The following is a 19,773-nucleotide window of genomic DNA, read 5'->3' as shown; positions in this document are numbered from 1 at the left end:
CGGATTAACCAGCAACGTTGTCCGTCGGGGCTGTATTGCAAGGAGAAAAGCTATGAGCAGTCACGCATCAATCATACAAGTCGCGAGTCCGGTCATTCCCAGCCGAGAATCCGTTGGTGTAGACGAGTCGTGCGTTGTTGTAACCGATTATGAGCAGCTCACGGTCATCATTCCGACGCTGAATGAGGAAGGGAACATCGGAGAGTTGTTGGATTACCTGCTCTATCATTATCCTGGTCTGCACGTGATTGTGGCCGATGATGATTCGACCGATCGAACCCGTGAGGAAGTCATGGCACGGGCTCGTTTCAATCCTCGTGTTCAGTTGCTGTGGCGGCGCGAATGTGTTCGTGGGTTGACGGCCAGTGTCCTGGACGCCCTCAAACAGGTGACGACCGAGTATTTCGCGGTCATGGATGGTGATTTGCAACATCCGCCAGAGGCTGTGCGCCGGCTGATGGCGGCCCTCCAGGAGGGCGCCTCGTTGGTCGTAGCGACACGCCGGCGATTTAAGGTTGCGCCGCACCGGTGGTTGATTTCCAAAGTGGCCACAGTGTCGGGGCGGCTGCGGCTGAGGCTATCAGGCGCGGCGCGCTGCACCGATTGCATGTCAGGGTTTTTTGCCGGACAGGTGGCGCTTGTTCAGCAGATCATTCAAACGAACAGGCAATCGTTTGAGTTGGGCGGATACAAAGTCTTATTCGATCTGCTCAAGCAATTGCCCCGTTCGACCGATGTCAGGGAGATCGGGTATGAATTTGATCCCCGGCATCGAGGGCAGAGTAAAATTTCCTCGCGCATCATTTGGCTCTATCTATGCTCTTTGTTTCATTAGGCAGTAAGGTGCTCATCAGCGGTCGGCTGCCGGCGCGGCGAGTGGCTGGTCGGCTGACCGCTGATGGCCGATTGCTCGCCCTGGAGGAGGCATTATGAATTCGCTGACAAATCGCATCCGAATCGCCAGAGATTACTTGGGTCGCCGGGCGCTCTGTGACGGGATGCCGATTGAGTTTTCAATCGAACTGACCAGTCGCTGCAATCTCAAGTGCATTATGTGCCCGCGCGACGACAATGCTGAGCGTGGGCTGGGCAACATGAAGATGGAAACATTCCAACGCATCATTGACCAAGCCAGCCAGTATCTAGAATTCACCTATCTGCACCTGGCAGGTGAGCCGTTGATGCATCCACAGTTTGGCGAATTCATCGAATATGCTGCCTCCAAGGGGATTCAAACCGGCATTTCAACCAATGGCACCATCCTGGATCGGCGCCGGGCCGAGATACTGATCAACTCCAAATTGGCCGACCTGATCATTTCAATTGATGGCGAAGACCGCGAGACCTACCGGCGTATTCGTGGCGCCGATAGCTTTCGCAAAGTCGTGGAAAACGCAGAGACATTTCTGCAAATGAAACGCGCGGCAGGGCGAGGGCCGTACACGGTCATGCAAATGATCGTGATGAACGAGAACGCGCATCAAGCCAAGCAGTTTTACCGTCACTGGAAACAGCTAGGAGCTGATGCCGTTCGCTTGAAGCGATTCTTCAACTTTGCCGGAAATGTCGAAGACCGCAGCGTCAATCAACCGAAACTGGTTCAACTGACCAATGGCAACGGCAATGGGACAGGTCAGAGCGCAAGCAGCACCGGCCAGGGCAATGGGACAGGTCAGAGCGCAAGCAGCGCCGGCAACGGCAATGGAACTGGTGTGAAGAAAAAAATTGTGCTTCAGGCGGAGAGCGGGCGCCGTCAACCCTGTTTCTTGCTGTGGCGGCAGATGGCATTCTACTACGATGGCACGGCCGTTTCGTGCTGTCACGATTTCCTGCACGAATCGGTTCTGGGCAATATCCATCAGCAAACGTTGGAAGAGATTTGGAACAGCCCGGTGATGGTGGATATGCGGCGCAAACATCTGGAAGGTCGCCAGCATGAGATCCCGTTGTGCGCAGGTTGCAATCAACCGACGGTGAGCGTGCCCGAAGTGCTGGGCGCAACGCTGCTGAATGCCTCAGTCACCAAGAAGGCGCTCATTGCGGTGGAGCGCATGGCCCGGCTGGCCGGCATTCAAACGCCATACTAGTTTGTTTTCTGGCTTTTGCCACCCTCATTGGCAAATAATTGAGCATGCCCGAAAGCGCATGATGAAAGTGGATGGAAAGATGGAAAGTACGGAAAAACTTCGAGCATGGACAGCCGCTGCAAGATCGTGGAGCCTGGGCCGTGTGCGCGTTGCATGGTTGATGCATGGGGCGGTTGCCTTGATCCTCTCCGGCACGTTGTTAGCGTACATTCAATTTGCCGGACCCAACATTGTGGACTATGACGGTTACTATCACATCAAAATGGCTCAGTTGATGCGCGAGCATGGCTGGACGGTGCCGTTTCCTTGGCTGAAGTTTACCGTGCTGGATGAAGCCGGTTACACCGATCATCACTGGTTGATGCACGTTTTGCAAATTCCTTTCACCTGGGTTGGCGATTTGCGATTGGCTGCCAAGTTGGCGCCGGTTGCCTTTGCCTCGGTGACCTTCACCGTCTTCTATCTGGTGATCTGGCGATATGGGATTCGATATCCGCTGTTCTGGTTGATTATGTTGTTTGCTTCATCCAGTCCGTTCCTCTATCGCATGAGCATGCCGCGCGGACAAAGTCTGAGCCTCGCGCTTCAGTTGATTGCATTCCACTTCCTGATGACGCGCAACGGGGTGGGGCTGGCCGTTTTGGCGGCTGTGTTTGTGTTGGCGTATAACAGCTTTCCCATTTTGATTCCGCTGGTGTTGTTTGGCGTCGCCACACACTACATCGTCGAAAGAAAGATCGAGTACAGATTGATCGTGGCGCTCGGCGTTGGGCTGATCGCCGGTCTGGTCCTGCACCCGTATTTCCCGCGCAATCTCGTGTTCATGTGGAATCATGTCGTCCCCAAGTTATTTGCGACGGAGTATCAAACCTCGGTCGGCTCGGAGTGGTATCCGTACAATTCGTGGTTGTTTTTGACGCTCTCCTTGGTCGCTGTGTTGTCATACCTGACATCCTTGTTGATTACGAATCGCGATGAATGGCTCAAGGATAAGCCGCGCTTGTTCTGGTTGCTCACGTCAACCATGTATTTTTTCCTGCTGCTCAAGTCGCGGCGTTTTGTTGAGTATTTCCCGCCAACGGCCATCATGCTACTGGCTTTTTCGCTGCGGGACGCGCTGAAGAATCTGGATTTCTCGCGGCTTCTGAGGAACGAAGTGCGCGTGGTGAGCTTTGTTGCGCTGATGTTGCTTGTGCTGTTGGCCTGCCAACGGAGCATCCGTGCTGTACGTGAAGATATTGCTGACCGGCCGCCCTCGGAGGCCTACAAGGGAGGCGCCCTGTGGCTCGCCCAAAACACACCGGCTGGCTCCACCGTCTTCCATACCGACTGGGATGACTTCCCCATGCTATTTTTCTACAACACGCACAATACCTATCTGGTCGGACTTGATCCAGACTTCATGCGGTTGAAGGACGAGCGGCTGTTTCGTCGCTGGGAAGCGATTACACGCGGCAAAGTCAAGCAGCCGGAGGACGAGATTCTGCATACGTTCGGCTGCCAGTATGTCATCACCGATAATAAGCATGATGAGTTCATGGAGATTGCCGACGCCAGCCCACGCATGAAACGGGTTTTTTCTGACAAATTCACCACGGTCTATCAGGTATTGGAGGCGTCACCGGCCCCATCACCGGCTGCAGAAACCGGAACCGTCAAGCCCCAGGCTGATGAGCGGTCTTCTCCTAACCTCGCCCAATAACCTTCACACCCTTCAGGTAGACCCGTTTACCCTATTGTCCTGGGTTGTGGCGGTTCCGATTTGTGCAGCGCCGGTGGGTAATGGTATGCGGACTCGCGATAGATTCAGCTTTGAGCGACAAGCCCACATGTGCGCGAAAAAGGCTAAGCGATTTTCAATTGCCTTTCTTCAGCCTGGTGGCCCCGCATCTTGCCGGCTCATGCACGCTGGAAGTGCGCTCCCAGGATAAACTCATTCGCAGGCCGCTCTCGTGGCGCGGAAAACGCCGATAGGGAGGGTGTTCCGCCGCGTTCTGCTCCGCGTTGATCGGCGCGAGCTGCGTCATCTGCGTGCTATTTTTTCTTCACGTGACGCCATTCTGGCTTGGTGTGAGAGGGTCAGTTGCAATCAAGCAGGCTCAATCAATATAGCCCCAGCCGCGCAGTCGTTCGAGAACTTTTTCTTCGTCGTAGGCTGAGACCTCGTGTGGTTGAACGATTGGCTGTGAAACTTCCCGGCCAAGGCGGATAGCGTTCGCTCGGAGAAATGATTCGGTGAACATGTCGGTCAGAACCGCGCCGTCCATGTCAGCGGGAATTTCGCATCCCATCAGGTAGAGGATCGTTGGCGCTAGGTCCACCAGGTTCGCGTGGGCAAGCGTTGCGCCTGGTCGAATGGCCGGACCACTGGCTATCAGCAAACCATCCGAACGATGTATACCGGTGGCCAAAATGTCCTCAAGTACGATCTTGTTCGATTTGAAATCAACCAGGTTGACGGCTGAGTAACCGCTTTCCAGCGGCACAAACGTGATGTCGGGTAGCTCGTCCAGATGCGGACCGCGATAGACGCGCTCTTTGATGTAGACTTGTCCGTTGATGGGTTGATCGGTTTCAGGGTCACGCAACTGGCTCAGCTTCTCTGCGATCTCTTGCGTCAACGCTTCATACTCAGCGCCACGTTGGACGATGCCGTGCGGTTCGCGGTCTTTCAGGTTGATCCTGATTTGGCCAGGCCCGCGCAGGCAGAATGCTTTCGTGCGCGTCCAATCAATGTCGCGGCTGGAGAGAAAAATCGGACTGATCGTTTGTCGCAGTCGGTTGACCGCGCGTGGGCGGCCTCGTGCCAGTGCCCACGTGGAGATGCGCGTGATGGCAGGGTGAGTGAGACGGGTATTCGTCACATGTGTGAGGAGAAATCGCGCCAGCGTGCCCGGCGTCCATCCCCGTTGCCACAGGCGATATTTCAACTGCGAGACCGGCGTGTTTTTGATTGTCAGGTATCCTTCCTGTAATAACCAGGTGGCCAGATCAACGGCGCGATGGCCAGGGCCGAATCCATGATCAGACATCACCAGGATTGTCGCTGTCGGCCCTGCTTTGTGCCTGAGCGTGCCGATATGGTCATCCAGGGTGCGATAAAACGTCAGTATCGGGTCGTAGTATCGCCGCGCCATCGCCGGGTCATGTTTGGGATGAGTGGGATCGAGCAAGTTCCATAGCCAATGCTGAAGCCGATCCGTTTCCAACAGATGCAGCATGACGAAATCGAACGCATAGCGATCCATCAACCAGGCGGCGACGTGACATTTGTAGTCGAGAATCTCGCGGCACTCGCGCAAGAAGTAATCAATGTTGACGCGCGATTGGTTGGCCAGCAACGCTGCCGGCGTCTGGATGGCCAACCGGTATGGGCCGAAGCGTTGCTCGATTTCCTCCAGCAGGTTGGCCGGATAGGTCATGGGGGCATGCTCGGCGCTGAGCCTCAGATCGCTGATGAGCACGCCGTTGACCTTTTGTGGCGGATAGGTGCCCGGCACGTTTAGCACAGCCACGCGATACCCGTCACGACTGAGCAGCTCCCAGAGCGTGCTGGCATCCAGCGAGGTCGAGTTAATCGGTATCTCTTCATAGCTGCCCAGCTTGGGACGGAAGAAGAAATGCACGCCGTGTTTGCCCGGATTCTTGCCCGTCATAAAACACGGCCAGGCTGGAATGGTGACCGGCGGAATGGTGGACTGCAGGGAAGCGCTGAAGCCGGCCTGTTCGATCTGTTTCAGATGAGGCAGCAGTCCTTGATCCATCCACGGTTTGAGCAGTCGCAGCGTGCCGCCGTCTAAGCCGATGACAATCACTTTTTGTTTCATTTTGTTCCTTGCGCTGTGGTGTGACGCTCGCGTCGCGCTCCACTGAAATCAAGTCATGGCGCATTCGGCCGGTTGACCGATGCTGTCAGTGACTCTGCGCCTGCCTGGTTTTGCTTGGCCGAATCCACCGGCTCCGGTTCTCCGCGCCACAATTCTGCGCCGGTTCTCCGGTTGTGCAATGAGGCGTAGAGCGCGCCGCGCCATGACACGAGCAACCGAATACCGTCATTGTCGGGATTGCCCATGCCGTCGGTAGTCTCTGGATGCCACTGTCCGGTAGCGCCATCCAATCGCCACAGCTCCGCGCCATTATCGTGTGCCCGCTTGATCGGATATTTCCATGTGCCGATATAAAAGTCATCGCCAAACTGGCCTGCTGCCCACAGATCAGAGTTGCGCCATTTGCCGAATCCTTTGGGAGCGAACATGCTCCAGCGTTGGCCATCGAACGCCCACGCTTCGCCGCCACGCGGATTACCGCCCGTTGTGACGACGAGTCGAGCTGGCACAGCAGGGCTCGGTTGGTAGGCGCAGAACTGGTAGATGTAGAGATTGCCGCGATGGCCGAGTCCACGCGCTGCGACTAACTGCCACGAACGACCGTCGCGCGTGCGATAGGCAGCCGCTCCAGTCAGCACGTTGAACGTGCCAGCGTACAGATGATTGTCAAACCGGCCCAGCGCATACACGATGTTGTTGCCCGGTGGCGAGCGGAATCCATCGCAGGCGACTCGTTGCCAGATGTCGCCTTCAGCCGAGCTGTAGACGCCGGCTGAGCCGAAGAATTCCGCGCCGGTTCCGGCGAAAAGATGGCCATTGAACACTTCGAGCGCGCGCACGGAGAAGTTACGAAGCCCCTGACCAAATCCATCCTCCACGACACATCGCCACCGGACGCCATCCTCTGAGCGCCAGATTTGCGCTCCCATGCCAGTGCCGACAAACAACGACCCGTTGAACACATGAAGCGAACGAAGCGGCCGCCGCCGGCGATTGCCAAAGGCGCGGAATGATTGGTCAACAACTTTTTCCCAACTATTGGATTCGCCCGTCGGCGAACGATGGACTTCGCCGCCATCACGACCGTTTGACGTGATGGCGTAGAGATAACCGTTGAACTCGACCAAGGCGCGGATGTTTTTGTTATTCGGATTGCCAAACCCGCCGGTCATGACCGGCCTCCAGCGTAATGGCATACGCCGTCACCGCTCCAGAAGCACAGAGACGTTCAGTAGTTGTCGCATTGCCTCGTTCGTTCCTGACGTCGTAGCAAATTTCTATAAATAGCCGAGTCCTTTCAATCGCTCGATGATGGTCGCTTCATCGTCCTGTGTCAACGATGGCGCGGTCGTAGCCAGCGATTGGCTCGGCTCAGTCCATTCAATTGCCTGATGGTTGAGGAACTCATCGGTGAACGCTTCGGTGAGCACAGCGCCGTCCATGTCGGTCGGAATTTTTTGACCCATCAAATAGAGCACGGTCGGCGCGATGTCAATAATCCGTGCGCCATGCAGTCGGCGTCCTTTGGCCAGGTGTTGACCCTGCGCAATGAAGATGCCGTTGAGCCGATGATTGCCAAACAACGCTGGAATATCCATGATCCAGCGCCGTGTGCTGAAGCCGACCAGGATATTGGCCATGTAATTGTTCTCCAGCGGCAGGAAGGTGATGTCGGGCGCTTGGTCGAGAAACTCACCGTGATAGGCATCTTCCTTGGTGTAAATTTCTCCGCCGATCAGTTGACCGGTGTCTGGATCGCGCAATGTCTTCAATCGCTCGATGATCTCATCGCGGACCTGCCGGTACTCCTCGCCAGGCTGCACAGAGCCTTTGGCGTCGCGGCCAGCTAGATTGATGACGATCTGGCCAAGGCCGAACTTGGCATAGGCTTTTGTTTTCGACCAATCCACATCATTGAGCGAGAGCAACGGTTGGAACCCATCTTCACGAACAAGGTTGACGGCATCGGCCGGCGTGCGATCGGGCAAGCGTATTCCTAATTTGACAAGGCCAAGCAGCAATTTCAAGAACAATTCGTTGGTGATTCCCAATTTCCAAGCCCACAATCGCAACTGAGATACGAGCGTCGGCTTGATCGCGATGAACCCATGCTGCAACAGCCAAACATTCAGATCAATGAACCGGTGAATCGGCCCGAACCCGTGATCGGACATGACAATCAGCGTGGTGTCCTCATCCAATCGCTGCTGCAATTGGCCGAGCGCGGCATCCACCGCCGAGAAGTATTGAATGATCTTCGGCTGGCAACGCGCTGCCAACTTGGCGTTATATCGCGGATGATTGGCGTCGAATAAGTTCCATAGTTCATGTTGCGCCCGGTCAGTTCCCCACAGGTGGACCATCGAAAAATCAGGCGCGTACCGCTCCATCAAATAGTCCATCACCGCCATTTTGTAGCGGAGTTCTTGGTACAATTCGGCCAGGAAGCTCTCCACATTTGATTCAGATAGATTGGCGGCGAAGACCGGCGTCTTCAGATAGAGCGGATAGGGGCCGAATCGGCTTTCGATCTCGTCCAGCAGCTCGTTGGGATAAACGAAATCACGTTTACCTTTCGGCGTAAGGAAATCAGCAATCAGCACGCCGTTGACCGGCGTCGGCGGATAGGTGGTCGGCACATTCAGCACGAGGACAGTTTTACCACTGTCGCTTAACAGTTCCCAGAGCGTTTTGCCCGTCCGCGAAGAAGCGCTGACAGGGACTTCTCGGCCCGTCGTCTTATCTCGCGTAGTGAAATAATAGACGCCGTGTTTGCCTGGATTCTTTCCGGTCATGAACGAAACCCAAGCGGGCGCCGTCACCGGTGGAATGACTGATTGTAGGTCGCCGCTGACGCCGGTCTGCATCATGCGTTGCAGGTTTGGCAGATGACCGGCGTCCATCCACGGTTGCAAAGTCGAAAACGCGCCACCGTCCAATCCAACGATAACAACCTTATTTGACATCAACACCGTCTCCTTAACAACATGCTTGTGGAAAAGGTCGGCCTATACTACACCGCTTTCGCCATTGAATCAATCCTGGCTTGACTGAGGCCGCCCTCCGCAGCCCATTCACTGGATGCCCGGCGAGCCCACCCTTGTTCACGAAAAGCATCAAGCAGGGCTTGAAGGTCGCCGCCTATTCACTGGATACCCAGCTTGCCCAACAAGCCGCGATCACGAGCCAGGTTGAACATACGTCTGAGCAGCGCCATCGCCAGGAGCAGGTAGGCGACATTCATACCAGTGGCCATCAACAACAGTTGCCATGAACTGGCGCCTGTCTGAATCACAGCCCGCATCCCTTCAAAGACATACGTGCTGGGCAGCGCATAGGCAACCGCCTGCATCCACGATGGCAGCACATCCACCGGATAAAACACAGCAGAGAATGGTTGGAAGAAAAACGGCACAGCCCAAGCCAGTACTTGCACAGAATCGCCATAGCGGATAATCAACGCTGTGGCCACGATGCCCAGCGTCAGTCCTAGCACAAGCAAATTGACGATAAACGGAATGAGCCAAAATCCTACGTCCAGGATGTTAAAGTGGTACAGTCCCCAGGCCAGCGTCAGCAGTGGAATCAGCGTGATGCCAACCCGCAGTAATCCCACCAAAAACGTGCCTACGATGTATTCGGATAAGCGCACCGGCGCGCAGAAGACATTGAACAGATTGCGTGACCAGACATCTTCCAGAAACGACACGGTCACGCCCTGCTGCGAGCGGTAGAGCAGGTCCCAAAAAATCATCGCGCCAATCAGAAACGTGATGAACCGTGGCAACGCCCCCTGCCCGGTTTGTTGAATGAAGATCGTCAAATAGCCCCAGACGAGGAGGTCTACCAGCGGCCAAAAAAACAATTCAACAAGCCGCATTTTGTTGCGGCGATAAACGAACACATAGCGCATGACCAGCGCGCCGACGCGCGTCAGGTTCATGATGAGCGACCTCCCTCAATCAGAATTTCGCCGCTGCGCGCGATGCGGATGAAGACTTCCTCGAGGCTCTGACTGCCGAATTGCTCCTTGACGTGCTCTGGTGTCCCTTGCGTCAGCAGCCGCCCGTTGTGCAGGAACAGAATCCGATCACACACTTCTTCGATGTCGCGCATATTGTGCGAGGTATAGAGCATCGTCATCCGGCGTGTGCGCTGAATCTGCACTAGCAGCTTGCGAACCTTGTCGGCAATGTTGGGGTCGAGGCTGGCCGTCGGTTCATCCAGCAACAGCAGTTCCGGATCATTCAACAGCGCCTTGCACAGGTTTAGCCGCGTCAGCTCACCGCTGGAGAGTTGGCCGCTCACAGTATCGCGCAGATGGGCAATCTCCAGTAGCTCCAGCAGCGTGTCAATCCGTTCACTGAGATGATTAACGCCATAGAGCCGACCGGCGACCCAGAGGTTCTGCCACACGCGCAGGTTCATCGGCAGGTTGACGTTGACGGCTGTGAAGTTCATGCGCTGCAAAATCTCGGTGCGATGCTGCTCCAGCTCCTGCCCGAACACCTCGATGCGTCCTGACGTGGGACGAACCAAGCCAAGGATCATCTGAAGCGTGGTGGATTTGCCCGCTCCGTTAGCGCCCAGTATACCGACGATCTCGCCACGCGCCACCTCGAAGCTCAAGTTCTCTACCGCAATCGTGCCGTTGAATGATTTGGTCAATTGGTGGACACGCAGAATCGTCTCCATTGAGCCGCACATAAGCCGCCAAGGATAGCCAGTCAGCCGAGGAGCGGCAAGGTGAGCGCATAAGCCGTGCGACGCCGTGCCAGTGCGACCTTGCGGCCATGTCAGGCGGCGGCAGTGCGACACCGCAGCCATGTCAGGCGGCGCGGTGCGAAACCGCCGTCGCGTGAAGCCGTGCCAGTGCGTGGCAGCCGAGATAGGTCTTAGAGTAATAGCTTCGGTAAAGGCCACGTTCTTTGTAGGAGCGTCGCTGTGTGCGTGCCGGCGAACTCCGAGCGGCGGCGGCGCCTGGTTACACGAGTTTGGCGTGCCACGATGTGGTACAAACAACCCACGACGGCGGGCCTTAAGCGGCGGCGGTGCCTGGTTACACGAGTTTGGCGTGCCACGATGTGGTACAAACAACCCACGACGGCGGGCCTTAAGCGGCGGCAGCCGCCCGCCAGAGGGTAGCCAGACGTGCAACGTCTGGGTCGGCGTCATCCCCGATCACTCGCGCCCTGGAGGGGCGCCACCCCGTTCCCCATCGGCTCGTTCATGTTGTTCATTCGCTGGCCACGAACGCGCACATCTCGGCGCGTCTCCAACGCGCCACTATTGTTTGACCTGCTTTCCAGACGTTGCACGTCTGGCTACCTGCTGATTGCGCCTCCGGCGCAAGCTGACGTTGGACGTTTTCTATTGCGGACGTTTTACCTCTGGCTACCTTCTTACGCGCCGGTTGCGCGGCCTCTGGAGCGCGATGATTTGATCTGCTGTTCCAGACGTTTCACCTCTGGCTACCTTCTTACGCGCCGCTTGCGCGGCCTCTGGAGCGCGACCCACATCATGACAAGGTATACAAATGCGCACAGAGAATCGGAGAGTGCTGCTTGGGAATTTCGGCTCCTGCTCTGCTTGTCACTTCATCAAACATGGCCTTTCTGCGCACGAGAGCGGTTCGCGAATAAGCTTACTCTAAGAGCGCACGCTTCCAGCATGCATCAGCCCGCAAGCTGCGAGGCCTGCAAGCTAAGTCACGTGACAAACGTTCGTGGCGTTTTTGGAGTGCTGCGACGTGTCGCAGCTTTGGCTGGAAAGCGGTGATACATCACCGCACGCCAAAACGTCCCGTCCCCCCAAAATGTCCCAGAATGTTTGTCCGCCTACTTAGAGGCAATCGAAAATCGCACTATTGGTATTAGCCTGGATGCAATTGGGCAAGAATCGGCTCAAGATGAACAATCGTGGGCAGTGGGCTGGATAGACCCCGGAGCCAATCCTCAATGCGCCGCTCGGTCAGACGGTGACGCAAGTGGTGACGAGGCATCTGTCGAAGTTCTTGCGGACTGAACCAGCGCGTGGCGAGGATTTCCGCATGATCAAATGCGCCCGGCGGGCCGAGCGGTTGGGCGCGAAAACAAAAATTCATCGTCTGCTGCTCACCCACAATGGAAAAGTAGATGGCTTGCAGCGCGGTCAGTTGAGCTTCATATCCGGTCTCTTCTTTGGTTTCGCGCAGCGCGCATTCAAACACCGTTTCCCCAGGGTCCAAATGGCCGGCCGGTTGGTTCCATTTCCCATAGAAAGCAGGATCGGCTTCCTGTACAAGCAACAGGTTGCCATCTTGCTCGAGCATGACTGAACAGGTAATGCGAAACGAAGCCGAGCGCCGTTGATCCACTGTGCTGATGCTGTTCATCGAATCACGTCCACCGGTTGGCATTCATGAATCCGCTCAGCAAACAAGTGGGGAAGTTTTGCTTTCAACCATTGAGTTTGCTCTGGCTGGCCGCTCAGCAGAATGATCTGATGCTGGCCGGCCAGTTGCTCCAACAGCATCATCATCTTGATAGATCGCGCTTCATCCGCGCCAGCCAGCGGGTCTTCCACAATCAGCGGCAAGCGCACGGCTCCGCCCGACAGATAGCGACCGACCAGCACATGACACAACAACGCTAGTTGTTCACGCGTGCCCAGCGCGAGTTGTTCACGCAGTTGCTCTGCCGATAATGCTTCAGAGCGGTCCTTGAGCGATACAGTGAGGTTGAGACGAGCGTCAAAGCTGAGCGACTCAATCTCCGTGTTCAGTGAACTGAGTAACTCGTCCGCTAAGTGAGACAGCGCGTCAGCCCACTGCTGATGCGTTTGCTCCGCTGCGTGCTGCAGTGTTGCCGCGGCCTGCTGGGCAGCCTGGATGAACTGAGACAAGCGAGCCAATTGATGAGAGAGTTGATGGTGTCGCTCCAGGAGGTGAGGGCCTTCTTGTTCCATCTGGGCGAGCTGAGCCGAGACGTGTTGACTAAGGCTGCTTAGTGCCTGCTGCGTCTCTTCGATGACCTGCTCAAAGCGGTCGGCGACGGCCTGATATTCATCCTGCGTTTTCTCTGGCATAAGCGCCTCCAAGGTTGGATCGTCGGCATGCCAGGCCTGCAAGCGCTCGCGCAAGCGATGGCACTCCTGTTCAACGTCGTCCTGTTGAGGAAGCTCGGCTAAGGCTTGTTGGATACGCGGACGCTGCTCAGTTTGAATCTGACACCAATGTTGATAGTTCGAAGCGCCATTGCATATCCGCTCAACAATCTCTTCCAATGGCGTCGCCGTGCTGTTGTGGGTTGTTTGTAAGGCCTCTGCAAGCCGCGCTGACAGCTCGTCAAACTGACGACGATCGTTGACCAATTGCTGGCGCAGCTCAGCTACTCTGGCTTCCAGGGGCTGGCGCTGCTCGATCATTTGCCGGTAGCGACTGACGTCATGCTTGAACCCTTCAATGGATGAACGTGCCACCTTAATTTCGTCCAGTCCGGCTTTACGGAACAGGCGCTCAATGACCGAGCCGCTCGCTTCCAATTGTTGGCGCAAGGCAGCCACCTGCGCGCGCAGCGTGAGATAAGGTTGAACCTGGCCGATCAGCGCGTTGTATTCGTGGCAGGCTTGAGCGAGTTTGTCAGGGTAGAGTAACCCGATCAGTTGCGCCTGAGTCGTCATGTGATCCTGTTGCTGAGCGATTTCCTGACGAATTTTGTGACTTTCCTGGCGGCCTTGTTCAACTTCACGGTGGGCTTCTTGACGCTCGCGGCTGCGATGTACACCGGCTGTCTGATGCTGATAAAAGCCGACGGCCAAGCTCACCAACCCAGCCGCCGTCAACGTCCACGCCATGATGGATTCGTTTATGAAAAAGAACACCACACTCATCATCAAAAGCGAAGCTGCGCCAAGCCACAACAGGCGCGCCAGTTCGCGTTTTTGCTGCCGCTCTTTGTCAATCTGCTCGATCATCGCCGTATAACGGATCACTTTGTTTTCGTGTTTGTCTCGCTCACTTTCGAGCGATTGGATACGCTGCGGGTAGAGAGCTGCTTCTTCGCGCTCTTGTGGCGTCATCGCGCCGAGCGGTTCAGATAATCGCTCGAATTCGTCCAGATCAATGTTCTGTTCGGTCAGCTTGGCCGTGTAAGCATCAAGCTCGCTCTGCCGGCGGCTCAATTCGGCAGCCGTGGCTTCATAGAGGCTCGCTGACTGGTTTAGGAGATCAAAGTCGGCTTGGGTGAACGGGCGGAGACAATTCAGTGGGCCAATCTGGTGATTGAACGCGTCCAACGCCTGTTCGGCTTGTTGCAGTGCTTGCTCAGTGTCCTGCAGGGCGCGCTTCAGTTGCTTCCATTGATCACACCATTGCAGAAGTTCACCAGGTGACTGGGAAGGCAGCGGATAGTCAGCGACTAACGAAGCGGCCTCTTGCTCCAACGTCTCAAGTTGCTGCTCGAGTTGGCGTCTGCGGTTCACCTGATCGGTGAGCGCGTGCAGTTGTAAACGAGCGGCTAGATAGAGTGACACGCGGCGCTCGCGCTGAGCCTCTGTCATGCGCTGCTGAAGCTCTCGGATGCGCTCCAGATCGGCTGCTAGACGCTGGCGTCGAGATGCCATCTCATCCAATTGGCGCTCGATTGCTGCCAGCTCATGGCGGGTTTGCTCAAGCTCAATGCTTGCTGGCATCGGGTTGGTATTGGCGAGGTCAACCGACGAGGCCAACGTTGCGCTCAAAACGGCGAGAGCATCGGCGACCGTGCGACTAGCAGTGTCGCTGTCGGCCACACGTTGCAGATACCGGGTCAATTCATCCAGGTTTGTTCGGTGATGCAAATCGGCTGCACGCACGCAGCACACACTGGCAAATTGATCACGCGAAAGAGACCAGAGCGCCAGTCCAATATCTCGATGGTCTGATTGCTCGATCAGATGAGCCGTGATCTCTTGCTCGCCGCCGGTTCGATCAAACACGCGCACGTTGCCGCCGTCGCTCTGGCAGATCAAACGGTAGCGTCGAGGGCCATTGGCAGTTGCCAGTGTAATATCAATGCCAACCTGATAACGCTGGCTATTGTATGGCCGACCAGGCTCAGGCTCTGCATTTTGCTCAGGCTCTGCATTTTGCTCAGGCTTGTGTTGAGTGGTCGGGCATCCGTAAAGCGCCGCGATGATGGCAGCCACGGTGGCGCGTCTGATTGCTTCGTTCTCTTCGATGAGCAGGTTGACGCGCGTTGCATCAAATTCGATCCGTTGATCAGGCAGTGGGGCGAAGCCTTCAATGGTCAGACGTTCAATCTTCATATCGTGGTCTGACTTCTCCTTGCAGCAGGGCGTCCAAGCCGTAGTAAATGGCGTGCTCGCATTGTGAGCGTTCGGCCTGATTGGCGGCCGCGTTGAGTTGGCGTTGCATCTGTCGAATGAAGGCGCCTTGCGACGTGCGCGGATGCGGTGTTTCCAGATTGTAAGCAGGTCGCGTCTGATCGCTCACGCCGAGGTAGAAATAGCGAGCCTGAAACGCTTCGATCCAACCGGCGGTGCGCAGGCTGTTGCGCATGCGTCCGGTCAGTTGCAGGTAGACGATGTCGTCGGCTGTTGCGCCGCTTGCTTGCAGGTGCTGGCCGATTCGTTCCCTCATCTCGGTGTCGGTCGTCGCGCCGGACACGTCAACCACGACATTGTAAACGGTGCGTCGGTCCAGCCGAATCTTTTCAAGCTCGCCGCACACACCGTGAGCATCGAGTTCGCCGACCAAGATGAAATGAAGGCCGATTTCTGTTGGTCCTCGACCCGCCAGACAGCCGGCATAGGCAGCGCGAATGCGTTCGTCTACATCCACCAGCTCGGTATAGTGGTGATAGTGACCGAGCGCAGCGTAGGAGAAATTTTGTTCCACGAGTTCCTCGGCGGAAAATGGCGCTGTGCGCTTGCCGGGCAGATTTGCATCCGCTCCCTCATAGGTCAGCAAAGACCCGTGGAATAGCAAAATGCTGATCGGCGTTTCCGCTCGCGTGATGTGCTGCGCCAGCCATCGTTCTTCAGTAGGCGCATTGTGGTGAAAGGCGCGTCCGGTGATCGAGACGTCGGGGCGCGTTGGATGAGCGATCGTTTGAAATTGTTCGGAGCGAAAAATAAACACATTGTCAGGCCAGACGGGCAGGTTGCGCAGGCGCGCTCTGTCGGGATTGTAAAACGATAGTGGTGAGTAGAAGTCGTGATTGCCGGGTGTGATGAACACAGGAATCGGCGACAGAGCGGCACACGTTTCAATCACTGTTGCGGCAGTATCGGCTGAGGCAGCTTCGTCGTCCCACAGGTCACCGGGAATGAAAACGGCTTCTACCTGACGCTCCTGGGCCAAGCGAGGCAGATCGGCAAGCAGCCTGTTAATCTCACGAATCCGTTGTTCGCGTTTGTCGGGCGGCCAACCGAGTTTCAGATGGGTCAGCGCAGCATCAAGGTGCGCGTCGGAAAATTGGAGAAACCGCAACTTATCCATTTTTGTGCCCGGTTCGTACTGCCACTGTGATTGCCCGCGTCACACTTGGAGCCGACATTATACTGCTTGGTAGTGTCATTGGGAATTGTGAATCTGCGTAAAATTACAGCGCCGGCTTGGTAATTCTGCCAATTCCGTTCCATCTCATTTGTGCGAGAATATGGGCGAGAAATGCAACACGGCTGTAAGTGGACGTAGAACGATCTCTGGAGGGTAAGAGATGGTTGAACGTTGTTGAGTTTTTGATTGACTTGACCGGCTCTGCGGATGTTCGGTGTGCTCGTCAGCGCGAGTGTGCTGCTGCGGCGACGCTGGCATTGCTTGCTCAGGCTTTTCTGGTGCGGCGGGCAGGGTTGGTTTTGTTCAATGCCTATTGCCGGAGGTCGGCGCGTTGATGATAACGGCTGGCCGGAAACGGCCTATGTCTTGTTGTTGAGGAGGAGTATGATGGGAAATGAAATTGCATTCGCTCGAATGGTGTCTCATCATCATTGGTGGTGGCGATGGTTCATGTCGCTGACGGCTGATCCATCAGCCAACGGAAATGGGCCGTCGCGCAAACGCGGACAAGTATTGGTGGCTGTGGCCATCGCCTTGCCTGCGCTGATCGGGATGGTTGGGTTTGCTGTTGATCTGGGACGCCTCTATGTAGAGCGCGCGCGGCTGCAAGCAGCAGCCGACGCGGCTGCGCTGGCCGGCGCCATGTGGTTGTTGGAAGACCCGGAACTCAATAGAGGCTTGGTCAAGCAAGCTGCCGGTGAGTACCTGAATCGGAACATGCCCGCCGCGGTATTGACGAGCGTAACAGCCACCACCGGCATACGCGGTGTGCGCATCTGTGCGGAAACAAGCGTCGGTATGAGCTTCATGAGTGTGCTAGGCTTGGAGGATCGAACGGTCGGCGCCTGTGCCAGCGCCGGATTCGACCATGTTGAGATCGCATTGGTGCTTGACAATACCAGCAGCATGAACGGCGCGCCGATACAGAGCGTCAAGCAGGCGACCAATCAGTTAGTCAACCTGATGTTGCCCGATGGGGCTCGCGACCGCGTCAATCCGCCGGTCAAAGTCGCGCTCGTGCCGTTTCGTGGAAAGGTGCGTATCGCCGGTCAGGACGGTTTGCCCGATGGATGTCGGTGCCGCGATGGACGATTGAATCAAGGCGCGCCTCAAGAAACGTGCCTAAACCCGCTGACGCCTGTGCTGCCGCTCAGTTATGACAAACAGACGATCATCGCCCATGTCAACCGAATGACGGCGCCGGGCGGACAAGCGAACTCTGGGACGCTGATCATGGAAGGGATCAAATGGGGCCGCGAAGTGCTCACACCCGAATGGCCGTTTGAGCAAGGCGGGCGCCCCGATCAATATCGTAAGGTCATGATCCTGCTCTCGGATGGCATGAATACGTGGTATAGCCCACATGACGCTTTTCAAGCGCCGCCATTGAACAACCGAAGTTGTAACAACCAATCATGCCGTGACGCAGAAACCCGACGAGAAGCTGATCTGGCCAAAGCGCAGGGGATCGAGATTTTCGTCATTCGGTATGGAAACGCGGCGCCTCCTCACGCGGTTGAGCTCTTGCGATACGTAGCTTCTTCGGCGCCCGGCACGGACGACCATTACTACAGCGCGCCCGGCCCTGCTGAGATTCCACAGGTGATGCGACGAATCGGGCGACGACTGGCCTTTCGTTTGTTGTCCTAACGGTCGCGGTTACATCGGCAGGCAATAGCCTTTGGTGGCGTGAGCTGAATTTTTGGGCCAGCTTCAGTCCCTATTATGGTTGGGAGAAGAGGCAAAACGGAATGATGCAAATCGCCACTGAAGAGTGATCCTCATCGTTCCGGAAAATCATCGTGATGTGGTCTCGGTTTTGTTGTGGCTGGTTGGCCTTTCTGGGCAAAACTGGGCGCTGGATAGGTATGCGTCACGAGCCAACGTGGCTACACACCAACACCACATCAACAAGAATCAATAGACGAAGGGAGGATGACGATGAAATCAGCTCAACCGACACGAAGACAACGAGGGACGATGCTCGCGCTGATTGCCGCCGGCGCAATCGCCATTATGGGCTCTGCCGCGCTGGCCGTGGACATTGGCTATTTCTTCACAGTGCGCAATCAGATGCAGAATGCGATTGATGCAGCAGCATTGGCGGCGGCGCAAGGGTTGATCAACGATCCAGGCAATTACACTGAGAGTGGTATGGCCAAGCGGTGGGCCATCGAGACGGCCGCCAAGAACATGGCTGCCGGGCAGCCTGTCATATTATCACCTTCGGATATTACATTTCCCACGCCGAACACTGCGAAGATCAGGTATGAAAAGACAGTGGACACGTTCTTGGGGCGAGCCATCGGGATCAACGAAGTGGACCTGAAAGTGGCTGCCAAGGCGGTGCCCAGCACTGGCGTTAGCGGGGCTGTGGCCGGTAGCGGCGTGCGCCCGTGGGCGATCTTGGATCAATTTGGTCATGGCGCGCTGTGTGTGCCGGTCAATGATTGCGAATCGCCCAAACCGCACGGTGAGTTCAAAAACTATCCGCACACATGGAACGGTGTGACGGTTCAGTCTGATCATTACAAATCGCCCTATGATCCGGAGTTTGATCGCTGGGACCTGAGCGCCGAGAGCGATTGCGGCCAGGTCACCGGATTGCTCAATCCTCGCGATGTGACCGGCCAGCGGGTGACGTTGAAATCGTTTAAGTCGTGCAACGGCTCGAACCCCTGGCTGACGCCCGGCAACTTCGGTCCGATTGCGCTTGGGTCCACCGGCGCGTCAACCTATCAAACAAACATTGTGCAAGGATACCGCGGCCTGGTGCGCATCGGCGATATTCTGCCGACAGAGACCGGCGATATGGTTGGGCCGACGCAAAAGGGTGTTAGAGACCTCGTGGCTCAAGACCCCAATGCCTATATGACCAGAAATGCTGCCGGCCGATGGGTGGTGCTCAGCCCGTTGAGGCCCGGCATCGTGAACGAAAGCCCGCGCATCGTCCCGATTCCGTTATACGGCGTCTATCATACGCCGGGCAATGGCCGCACAACGTTCAAGGTCGTCAGCATTGCTTCATTTTTCGTGGAAGGCTCCAACGGCAAGGAAGTCTGGGGACGGTTCGTTCAAATTCGCGCCAAGAACGCTGACCATCATGCCACTCCTTCGATCGGTGGAGTCAGCACAACCAGCGGCAGTGGACGCATGGTCAATACCACGCTGCTGGTAGAAACGCCATAAGGTTGTTGTTTTGTTGTACGCCCTTTTCTGTACCCCTCAGCCGGTGTGTCCGGCATGCTCGTCATGGGATCAGGCACGGCGAGACGGCAGCGGTTGAGCCGATCTCGTCCGTGCCGCCCGTTTTTTCTTT

General features: G+C 56.3%; 13 protein-coding genes. 5 read left to right on the top strand and 8 right to left on the bottom strand.

Annotated features, from left to right (window positions below; genetic code table 11):
• Nucleotides 1-52 precede the first annotated feature (52 nt).
• The 3 genes from NZ823_12390 to NZ823_12380 all read left to right on the top strand — a co-directional run bounded on the left by NZ823_12390 (nt 53) and on the right by NZ823_12380 (nt 3,789).
• Entirely contained in the window at nt 53-835 is a 783-nt protein-coding gene (locus NZ823_12390) for a glycosyltransferase (GenBank protein MCS6805921.1), read from the top strand.
• A 94-nt stretch (nt 836-929) separates the two neighbouring features.
• A complete protein-coding gene (locus NZ823_12385; GenBank protein ID MCS6805920.1) occupies nt 930-2,087 on the top strand; it encodes a radical SAM protein in 1,158 nt (385 codons plus the stop codon).
• A gap of 79 nt (nt 2,088-2,166) precedes the next feature.
• Nucleotides 2,167-3,789, top strand: a complete 1,623-nt coding sequence (locus NZ823_12380; GenBank protein MCS6805919.1) for a hypothetical protein — start codon at nt 2,167-2,169, stop codon at nt 3,787-3,789.
• A gap of 397 nt (nt 3,790-4,186) precedes the next feature.
• On the opposite strand, the gene NZ823_12375 is transcribed toward NZ823_12380, so the two are convergent.
• The 8 genes from NZ823_12375 to NZ823_12340 form a co-directional block, all read right to left on the bottom strand.
• Complete coding sequence (locus NZ823_12375; GenBank protein MCS6805918.1) at nt 4,187-5,914, bottom strand: alkaline phosphatase family protein; 1,728 nt, start codon at nt 5,912-5,914, stop codon at nt 4,187-4,189.
• 53 nt (nt 5,915-5,967) lie between these two features.
• A complete protein-coding gene (locus NZ823_12370; GenBank protein ID MCS6805917.1) occupies nt 5,968-7,110 on the bottom strand; it encodes a hypothetical protein in 1,143 nt (380 codons plus the stop codon).
• A gap of 81 nt (nt 7,111-7,191) precedes the next feature.
• A complete protein-coding gene (locus NZ823_12365) occupies nt 7,192-8,880 on the bottom strand; it encodes an alkaline phosphatase family protein (GenBank protein MCS6805916.1) in 1,689 nt (562 codons plus the stop codon).
• Between the two features lie 179 nt (nt 8,881-9,059).
• The gene (locus tag NZ823_12360; GenBank protein ID MCS6805915.1) at nt 9,060-9,857 is read right to left on the bottom strand and encodes an ABC transporter permease; all 798 of its coding nucleotides are present in this window, start codon (nt 9,855-9,857) and stop codon (nt 9,060-9,062) included.
• Nucleotides 9,854-10,609, bottom strand: a complete 756-nt coding sequence (locus NZ823_12355) for an ABC transporter ATP-binding protein (GenBank protein ID MCS6805914.1) — start codon at nt 10,607-10,609, stop codon at nt 9,854-9,856. Before NZ823_12355 ends, NZ823_12360 begins: the two co-directional genes overlap by 4 nt.
• 1,177 nt (nt 10,610-11,786) lie before the next feature.
• Nucleotides 11,787-12,287: an NUDIX domain-containing protein gene (locus NZ823_12350; GenBank protein MCS6805913.1), complete on the bottom strand. Its 501-nt coding sequence runs from the start codon at nt 12,285-12,287 to the stop codon at nt 11,787-11,789.
• A complete protein-coding gene (locus NZ823_12345) occupies nt 12,284-15,199 on the bottom strand; it encodes a hypothetical protein (GenBank protein ID MCS6805912.1) in 2,916 nt (971 codons plus the stop codon). Before NZ823_12345 ends, NZ823_12350 begins: the two co-directional genes overlap by 4 nt.
• The gene (locus NZ823_12340; GenBank protein ID MCS6805911.1) at nt 15,189-16,394 is read right to left on the bottom strand and encodes a metallophosphoesterase; all 1,206 of its coding nucleotides are present in this window, start codon (nt 16,392-16,394) and stop codon (nt 15,189-15,191) included. Before NZ823_12340 ends, NZ823_12345 begins: the two co-directional genes overlap by 11 nt.
• 444 nt (nt 16,395-16,838) lie before the next feature.
• Here NZ823_12340 and NZ823_12335 point away from each other — a divergent pair, with 444 nt between their 5' ends.
• Together NZ823_12335 and NZ823_12330 are read left to right on the top strand one after the other, a co-directional pair.
• Entirely contained in the window at nt 16,839-18,104 is a 1,266-nt protein-coding gene (locus NZ823_12335; protein MCS6805910.1) for a VWA domain-containing protein, read from the top strand.
• A 291-nt stretch (nt 18,105-18,395) separates the two neighbouring features.
• The gene (locus tag NZ823_12330) at nt 18,396-19,643 is read left to right on the top strand and encodes a pilus assembly protein TadG-related protein (GenBank protein ID MCS6805909.1); all 1,248 of its coding nucleotides are present in this window, start codon (nt 18,396-18,398) and stop codon (nt 19,641-19,643) included.
• Nucleotides 19,644-19,773: the final 130 nt, after the last annotated feature.

The sequence above is a fragment of the Blastocatellia bacterium genome, from assembly GCA_025054955.1.
Taxonomy (GTDB): Bacteria; Acidobacteriota; Blastocatellia; order HR10; family J050; genus JANWZE01.
Note: the sequence above shows the minus strand (reverse complement) of the source record. Positions and strands in the feature narration are given on the sequence as shown.

Bases quoted from the DNA above. Each gene is read 5' to 3' on its own strand.
- NZ823_12335 (MCS6805910.1), top strand. From the start codon at position 16,839: ATGATGGGAAATGAAATTGCATTCGCTCGAATGGTGTCTCATCATCAT.
- NZ823_12380 (MCS6805919.1), top strand. From the start codon at position 2,167: ATGGAAAGTACGGAAAAACTTCGAGCATGGACAGCCGCTGCAAGATCG.
- NZ823_12340 (MCS6805911.1), bottom strand. From the start codon at position 16,394: ATGGATAAGTTGCGGTTTCTCCAATTTTCCGACGCGCACCTTGATGCT.
- NZ823_12345 (MCS6805912.1), bottom strand. From the start codon at position 15,199: ATGAAGATTGAACGTCTGACCATTGAAGGCTTCGCCCCACTGCCTGAT.
- NZ823_12350 (MCS6805913.1), bottom strand. From the start codon at position 12,287: ATGAACAGCATCAGCACAGTGGATCAACGGCGCTCGGCTTCGTTTCGC.
- NZ823_12385 (MCS6805920.1), top strand. From the start codon at position 930: ATGAATTCGCTGACAAATCGCATCCGAATCGCCAGAGATTACTTGGGT.
- NZ823_12365 (MCS6805916.1), bottom strand. From the start codon at position 8,880: ATGTCAAATAAGGTTGTTATCGTTGGATTGGACGGTGGCGCGTTTTCG.
- NZ823_12360 (MCS6805915.1), bottom strand. From the start codon at position 9,857: ATGAACCTGACGCGCGTCGGCGCGCTGGTCATGCGCTATGTGTTCGTT.
- NZ823_12370 (MCS6805917.1), bottom strand. From the start codon at position 7,110: ATGCCATTACGCTGGAGGCCGGTCATGACCGGCGGGTTTGGCAATCCG.
- NZ823_12390 (MCS6805921.1), top strand. From the start codon at position 53: ATGAGCAGTCACGCATCAATCATACAAGTCGCGAGTCCGGTCATTCCC.
- NZ823_12355 (MCS6805914.1), bottom strand. From the start codon at position 10,609: ATGGAGACGATTCTGCGTGTCCACCAATTGACCAAATCATTCAACGGC.
- NZ823_12330 (MCS6805909.1), top strand. From the start codon at position 18,396: ATGAAATCAGCTCAACCGACACGAAGACAACGAGGGACGATGCTCGCG.
- NZ823_12375 (MCS6805918.1), bottom strand. From the start codon at position 5,914: ATGAAACAAAAAGTGATTGTCATCGGCTTAGACGGCGGCACGCTGCGA.